General features: G+C 65.8%; 7 protein-coding genes. 3 read left to right on the forward strand and 4 right to left on the reverse strand.

The window, feature by feature from the left end; all coding sequences use genetic code 11:
* Positions 1-104: 104 nt before the first annotated feature.
* The 4 genes from ACTS1X_RS11670 to lptF form a co-directional block, all read right to left on the reverse strand.
* The gene (locus ACTS1X_RS11670) at positions 105-812 is read right to left on the reverse strand and encodes a sterol desaturase family protein (RefSeq protein ID WP_442614576.1); all 708 of its coding nucleotides are present in this window, start codon (positions 810-812) and stop codon (positions 105-107) included.
* 206 nt (positions 813-1,018) lie between these two features.
* Complete coding sequence (locus ACTS1X_RS11675; RefSeq protein WP_442614570.1) at positions 1,019-2,500, reverse strand: lipopolysaccharide biosynthesis protein; 1,482 nt, start codon at positions 2,498-2,500, stop codon at positions 1,019-1,021.
* Between the two features lie 64 nt (positions 2,501-2,564).
* Entirely contained in the window at positions 2,565-3,668 is a 1,104-nt protein-coding gene (lptG, locus tag ACTS1X_RS11680) for an LPS export ABC transporter permease LptG (RefSeq protein ID WP_442614571.1), read from the reverse strand.
* 3 nt (positions 3,669-3,671) lie between these two features.
* On the reverse strand, positions 3,672-4,877 hold the full coding sequence (gene lptF, locus ACTS1X_RS11685; protein ID WP_442614572.1) for an LPS export ABC transporter permease LptF: 1,206 nt from the start codon (positions 4,875-4,877) through the stop codon (positions 3,672-3,674).
* 133 nt (positions 4,878-5,010) lie between these two features.
* On the opposite strand from lptF, the gene ACTS1X_RS11690 reads away from it, so the two are divergent.
* The 3 genes from ACTS1X_RS11690 to ACTS1X_RS11700 all read left to right on the forward strand — a co-directional run.
* Positions 5,011-5,523, forward strand: a complete 513-nt coding sequence (locus ACTS1X_RS11690; protein ID WP_442614573.1) for a DUF2141 domain-containing protein — start codon at positions 5,011-5,013, stop codon at positions 5,521-5,523.
* Positions 5,524-5,526: 3 nt separating this feature from the next.
* Positions 5,527-6,501, forward strand: coding sequence for a diacylglycerol/lipid kinase family protein (locus tag ACTS1X_RS11695; RefSeq protein ID WP_442614574.1), 975 nt, complete (start codon positions 5,527-5,529; stop codon positions 6,499-6,501).
* The coding region (locus ACTS1X_RS11700; protein WP_442614575.1) for a hypothetical protein at positions 6,498-7,317 on the forward strand (820 nt) is incomplete at its 3' end. The genes ACTS1X_RS11695 and ACTS1X_RS11700, both read left to right, overlap by 4 nt.

Genomic DNA, 7,317 nt, shown 5'->3' on the forward strand with positions numbered 1-7,317 from the left:
GGCATTCAGCCGATACGCCAGATCGACGAACGTCCTGAGTTCCGCCTTGCCGGCAACCGGGCGGACGGCAATGTCTGCGGTCATGGTCGCGGTGACGGTCCCGGCTAGTCCTTGGCGCGCTGGGTCGGATGACCGGTGGCCACGCCGCCCGAAAGCTCCGCGACCCAAGGATAGCGCTTCGCCGTTTCGGGCGTGTAGCCGAGATTGAACACGGTCTCGCTCTTCTCCTTGCGGTCGGGGCGCTCGTAGAACGTGCCGAACACCTTGTCCCAGAAGAAGTTGGTGATGCCGAAATTGCCGCTCTCGTCATGGAAGTGGTGCGCCATGTGGCGGGCCTTCATCTGGGCGAGCCACTTGTTGCGCGGCTTGTATTTCAGATGCTGCACGCAGTGGCAGAACTCGTAGAAGCAAGTCGTCAGGAGACCGGCGCCCACCGCTGCCGCCGCGCCGCCCACGCCGCCGATTGCCCAGCCGATCGGCGCCAGGATGACGACGATCGTCGGCAGCGTCGTGGTGAGCGAACCGAACAGCACTTCGAGATGGTTCGGATCCTGGTGGTGATCGTAATGGATGCGCTTCCAGACCGGCGCAAGGATCTTGACCTTGTACATCCACTGGCTGTGCAGCACCCAGCGGTGCAGCATGTACCAGGCGAGCGGATAGGCCATCACGGCGACGGCGAGGCTGACGACGGTCTGCGCCAGCGTCGCCGGCTGCCAGAGCCAGACGCCGAACGAGATGACGGACAGAACGAGATAGGCGATGATCGCCGGATACTGGAGATAGGCGACGACCAGTTCCTTGAACGTCATCTTGTCCAGATAATGCGACCGATTCCAGATCCCGGGGCGCGCGGTGGCTGCGACTCTCACGTCTAACTTCCTTTAATCATGTATCTTTCGGATTCGTCGGCAATTGGGTCGACGGTTCTAAGCCGCCGTATATGAACGGGTAATGAGGCAGCTTTGCGACGAAAATCGTGCGGTTCTTGTGCCGCAATCCGCCGAAACGGCCCTATTTAAGCCAGCCGGGTGCGTCTGGCAAAAGCGCCGAGCGCGGCGCGGTCGTCCTGATCGAGGCCGAGCCGTAGTGTTACCCAGCACAGCGGGACGAAGGCGAGGAGCAGGGCGACGGCTCGGGCCGGCGCGCCCAACGGTTCGAGGACGACGCCGAGCAGGGCGAGGGCCGCAAGCCCAGCGCCGCCGGTCAGCAGCCCGCGCAGGAAGGGCAGGTCGAACGGCTGGAGGCCGTCGCTGACCTTCAGTTCGACGACCGCGGCCACGGCGATCACGACCGCGCCGACGCTCACCGCGATCGCCATACCTTCGGCGCCGCGTTCCGGCGCGTACATGCCGGCGAGTACCACCCAGACGGCGATCCCGGCCAGGCTGTTGAAGAAGGGCAGGAGGCGATGGCCGGTCATTTCGACGATCGGCGTCGCCGGGCCGACGATCGCCTCGACCATCCGCCCCAGGGTCAGGATGACCAGCGCCGCGAGCGCCGCGTCCGCGCCCGGGCCGAACAGGCTCAATATGTCGGATGCAAGCAGGATCAGCAGCCCGCCCAGCGGCAGCACGAGCGCCGCCGAAAGGCGCGAGGAAAAGGCGTAGATCGGCGCGATCCGGGCCCGGTCCAGCGCCGCCTGGGCCGAGCTGAGCGGCGCGAGGACGTACAGGAAAGCCTGGCGCACGATGAGCGGGACCGACGCGACCTTGCGCGCGATGCCGAACAGGCCGGCCGCGGTTGCGCCCTGGGCGCCGGGCAGCATCAGGTTGAGGATGATCGGCGGCAGGTCGTTCAGCGTCCGCCGGGCGATCGCGCTCGGCGACAGGGCGATGCCCGAAACCAGAACATTGGCGCGCAGCGGCGCCGGCACCGGGGCGCGCAGCATGAGGCGCATGTCGTAATAGCGGCCCAGCAGCCGCGCCGCGAGAATGGCGACGAGCAGCAGCGACAGCAGATGGGCGAGGAGCAGGCCCGTACTCGTCCAGCCGGCGAAAAAGAAACCGACCGCGAAGACGAGCCGGGCGCACTGCTCCCAGAATATCCGCAGCCGGATTTCCGGGCCGAACGCCCGGCGGGCGCGCGCCGCCGAGGTCGCCACCTCGATGAACGTCCAGAGCGGCAGCGCCCAGGCGAACAGCGCAATCATCTCGGGCAGCTGCGCGGCATCCTCGGGCGCGGCCGAGACGAAGCCCGCGATCTGCGGCGCGGACAGGGCGACGAGCGCGGCGATCAGCACGGCCGGTATCGTCGTGACCAGCAGCGCGAACTTGACCGCGCCATGCGCGGCTTCCTCGCTCTCGACCGGCACGATCCGTTGCAGCGCCTGGGTCAGCGACAGGTCGACGATCTTCTCGGCCATGTTCACGGCCGACCACAGGACGATATAGAGGCCGTAGGTCGCGATCCCGAACAGCCATGTGTAGAGCGGCTGCGCGATAACCTCGATCAGCGCGCCGAGCCGGGCCAGCGCCGCCATTGCCGCGCCATGGGCCACGTCGCCGCGTTCGACGGTTTTTCCGGCGGCGGTTCCGCCGTTATTGGCCGGTTGCGCTATCGCTTCATTCCTCGGTTCGGATCAGGACCGCCTCGCCGATCAGCAGGAACAGGAAGAAAGGCGCCCAGGCGGCCAGCAGCGGCGGATAGGCGCCGATATTGCCCATGGCGAGCGCGAAATTGTCGGCGACGAAATAGGTGAAACCCAGCGCCATGCCGATGATCGCGCGGATGAAGAGCTGACCGGAGCGGGCAAGCCCGAAACCCGCCACGGCGCCGAGCAGCGGCATCAGCAGGGTGGACAGGGGGCCCGATATCTTGTGCCAGAGCCCGGCCTCGAGCGCGGTGGTTGGCCGGCCTGCCGCCTGGAGGTCGGCGATCGCCCGGCGCAGCTCGAAAAAGTCGAGCGACCGCGCCTCCACATTGGCCAGCGTGAACTGGTCCGGCGTCACGCCTTCGGCGATGACCAGCGACTCCAGATTGCTCTGCTCGACCGCCGAAACGTCGAATTGCTGGGGGTTTTCCAGCCGCCAGCCGCTGCCGGTATAGGTGGCGCGCTCGGCGCTGACGAGGAATTCGATCACGCCGCCGGTGCGGTCGTAGACGGTCACGCCCTCGAGTATGGTGGCGTCGCCCCGGCCGGATACGCTGCGCGCATTGATCAGGTCGTTGCCTTCGCGCACCCACACATTGGTCGCGCCGGCACGCTGTTCGGGCATCGGGCCGTAATCGACCGACTCCCATGCGCTGAGCGTGCCGTAGGCGGGGGTGACGACGCGCTCGTTGAAGATGAACAGGCCGATGCCGACGATGAAGCTCGTCAGGATCAGCGGCGCGAGAATCTGGTGCGCCGACGCACCGGCCGCCTTCATCGAGATGATCTCGCTGTTCGCGTTCATCGAACTGAGCGCGATCAGCGTGCCGAGCAGGGCGGCGAACGGGAGAAACCGTTCGATCAGCTGCGGCACGCGGAGCGACACGTAGAACCAGAGCTCGGCTTCGCCATTGCCCTCGGGCGCGAGTATTTTTCCCGATTCGCCGAGCAGGTCGAGCGTCATCAGGATGACTACGAGCCCGCCCAGCACCGCGAATGTGCGGGTCAGGAACATCTTCGCCATGTAGAGCGAGATCGTCCGCGACGGGAAAAACTGGAATTGCGGTGCGTCCACGGATCAGCTCCCGACCGGTCGGCGCCGGCGGAGGAACAGCCGCCGCACGAATCCCGCCATCTTGGAAAACCCCTTTTCGAGCGCGCCGATCGGCTGGCCGCCCGGCACATAGGCGATGTGGTAATACATCCAGACGATCAGCGCGGCGAACAGCGCGAAGGGCACCCACAGCGAAATCAGCGGATCGACCCGGCCGAGCGCCGCGAGGTCTTCGCCATATTGGCAGATCTTGTGATAGGTCGTGATCATCACGACGGACAGGAACACGCCGAGCGCCGAGGTCGAGCGTTTGGGCGGAACGGCGAGCGCCACCGCCAGCAGCGGCAGCAGGAACATCATCGCAATCTCGGCCATCCGGTAATGGAAATTGGCCCGGCTCGCGAGCCGCAATTCGGTGGGCGCGGTGCTGTCGCTGCCCACGCGCGCCAGCTCGAACAGCGTGAGTTCGCGATGCTCGCCGCCGCGCCCCCTGAATTGCTCGATTCGCGGCAGGTCGATCGGCAGGTCGTGGCTTTCGAAGCTCAGCACCCGCGGGCTTTCGAAATCCGCCTGGTTGTGGATCAGCCGGCCGTTGGTGAGACGCAGCAGGATCGTGTCCTGTTCGTCGGTCGCCATGAAAGTGCCCTGCTCGGCGGAGACCGAGAGCTGCCGTCCTTGGGGCGAGGTCGTGCGCACGAAAATGCCCGACAGGTCGCGCCCGTCATTCGTACTCTCTTCGACCCGGAGCGTCATGTTGCTGCCCAGATTGTTGAACTCGCCGACATTGATTGATGCGCCGAGCGCGCCCGAGCGCAGCTCGAATTGGAGGTTTTCGTAGGAATAACGCGCGATCGGCTGGAAATAGCTGACGATCAGCAGGTTGAGCAGCACGAAGCCGACCGTGAAGATATAGGGCACGAGCAGCAGCCGGCGATAGCCGATGCCGACCGCGCGAAACACGTCGAGTTCGGAGGAGAGCGCGAGCTTGCGGAAGGCGAACAGGATGCCGAGCATCAGCCCGACCGGGATCGCCAGCGAGAGGTATTCCGGCACGAGATTGGCCAGCATCTGCCACACGACATTCACCGGCCCGCCCTCGCGCGCGACGAAATCGAACAATCGCAGCATCTTGTCGAGCACCAGCAGCATGGCCGCGATGACCAGCGTCGCGACGAGCGGGACGATGATCAGCCGGAACATATAGCGGTCGGTGGCAGTGAAAATTTGCAAAGTTCAGACGCTCCGTGACCATAATTTGGCCGCAAGCATTGGGGATATCTGACGGAAATAGGGGATTAGTTTGAATTTTGCCATGCCTGATCCGGGCAAACAGGCCGTGGCGAATATGTTGGAGTTGGTTTCAATGCTGAAAAGCACGATTATCCCTGCGGCCGCTGCCCTGTCCATGGCCGCCTTCGCGACCGCGGCCGATGCCGGTACGCGCGTTCCGAACGATCTCTCGCAATGCCGCGCCGGGGCCTCGGGGTCGGCGGCGCTGGTGCGCGTCGTCGGTTTCCGCGACAATAACGGCCGGGTCCGCGTCCAGTCCTATCAGGGGGACAGCAACTGGCTCGAACGCGGCCGGTGGCTGCACCGGGTCGATATCCCCGTGCAGTCCCGCAATCGCAACATGACCGTGTGCCTGCCACTGCCGGGCCCCGGCACGTACGGAATCGCGGTGCGCCATGACAGCAACGGCAACAACCGGTCCGACCGGCGCGACGGCGGCGGCTTTTCGGGCAATCCCGACCTGTCCTTCCCGTTCAACCTCGAGCCGGATTATGACGAAGTCGCGTTCCGGGCCGGCGCGGGCGTGACGCGGATCACCGTCGTCCTCAACTACATGCAGGGCACCTCGGTGGAGCCGATCGGCTAGCCGATGGTCTGCGTCGCCCTTCTCTCCAATCCCCGATCGACGGGAAATGTCGCGATGCTGCCGCGGATTCGCAAATTTTGCGCGCAGCGGTCCGACATATTCCATTACGAGGTCGAGGATGTGAGCCAGATCGGCGATGCGCTGCAGACGATCGCGCGCGTCAATCCGCAGATACTGGTGATCAACGGCGGCGACGGCACGGTGCAGGCGACGCTGACCGAATTGCATCATGGCCGGCATTTCTCGGATACGCCGCCGCCGGTCGCGGTTCTGCCCAACGGCAAGACCAATCTCATCGCGCTCGATCTCGGCGCCGAGGGTGATCCGATCAAGGCGCTCGAACGGATCATGGAGATCGTCCGCACCGACCTGTCCGACCATATCGTCCGCCGCGAGCTGATCGCGCTGACCGGCGGCGACGCCAATGGCAGGCCGGTACTCGGCATGTTCCTCGGCGGGGCGGGCCTCGCCGATTCGATCCTCTATTGCCGGCACAAAATATATCCGCTCGGCCTGCCCAACGGTTTCAGCCACCTGATCACCGCAATCGCCGTCCTTTTTTCCGCGCTGTTCGGGATCAAGGCACGGTTCCTGCCGCCCCAGGCGCGGCCGATCAGCGTGTCGGTCGTCCATCAGGGCGAAATTCAGGGCAAGTTCGCGCTGCTGATGGTGACGACGCTCGAACGCCTGTTGCTGAAGAGCCAGACCAGCATGGGTTCGGCGGCGTCCGGGTCGCTCAAGCTGATGATGGTCGAGCAGAAGCCGCTCGCCCTCGTCCGCGCCGCCTGGGCGAGCTTCCTCGGCAAGCTCGACACCACGCAAATGTCGGGCGTCCATCTGAGCCATGGTAACGAGATCCGGATCGAGGGCGACCGGTCCAGCGTGATTCTCGACGGCGAGCTGTTCGAGGCGCAGAACGAACGGCCGATCGTCCTGACCCCGACGATGCCCGTGCCGTTTCTCTCGCTGGCGGCGTGACCAAGCTCCAAGAACTGGTCCGGGCGGAGCTGGAGGCTCCGGTCGATCCGCGCGTGACGAGCTTTGCCCGTCATGTCGCCGGCCTGTTCGGCGACTCCGCGCGGGCCGTCCTCTTCTACGGGTCGTGCCTCCGGTCGACCGAGCTCGACGGCCAGATGCTCGATTTCTACGTCATCGTGTCCGACTATCGCGCGGCCTATGACCGGCGCTGGCTGACGGTTGCGAACCGGCTGATCCCGCCCAACGTCTTCCCCGTCCAGCATGGCGGGCTGCAGGCCAAATATGCGGTTCTCAGCGAAAGCGATTTCGCACGGCTCGCCTCGTCGCGCACGCGCAACGTGTCCGTCTGGGCGCGGTTCGCGCAGCCCTCGCGCCTCGTCTGGAGCCGCGATCCCGAAGCGGCGGAACGCGTCGCGAAGTCCGTCTCGCGGGCGGCGCCCGCACTGCTCGCAGCAGCGCTTCCCATGATCGAGGGCGAAGTGACCGCGCTCGACCTGTGGCGCCGCGCCTTCGCGCTGACCTATGGCGCGGAGCTGCGGGCCGAGCGGCAGGGCCGGGCGGCCTCCGTGGTCGACTTCGATCCCGATCGCTACCGGCGATTCACGGCACCCGCGCTCGCCTCGCTCGGCATCGCTGTCGCCGTCGATGGAGACGCGCCCCTTGCGCTGGGCAGGCGTGCCACGACGCCCGCCGCGCGCTGGACATGGGCACGGCGGCGGATCGAAGGCAAGTTGCTGACGCTCGTGCGGCTGGCCAAGGCCAGCGCGACCTATGCCGGCGGCGTCGATTATCTGGCCTGGAAGATCAATCGCCACG

It is taken from the genome of Parasphingopyxis sp., assembly GCF_052168275.1.
Taxonomy (GTDB): Bacteria; Pseudomonadota; Alphaproteobacteria; order Sphingomonadales; family Sphingomonadaceae; genus Parasphingopyxis.

Bases quoted from the DNA above. Each gene is read 5' to 3' on its own strand.
- ACTS1X_RS11695 (WP_442614574.1), top strand. From the start codon at position 5,527: ATGGTCTGCGTCGCCCTTCTCTCCAATCCCCGATCGACGGGAAATGTC.
- ACTS1X_RS11670 (WP_442614576.1), bottom strand. From the start codon at position 812: ATGACGTTCAAGGAACTGGTCGTCGCCTATCTCCAGTATCCGGCGATC.
- ACTS1X_RS11690 (WP_442614573.1), top strand. From the start codon at position 5,011: ATGCTGAAAAGCACGATTATCCCTGCGGCCGCTGCCCTGTCCATGGCC.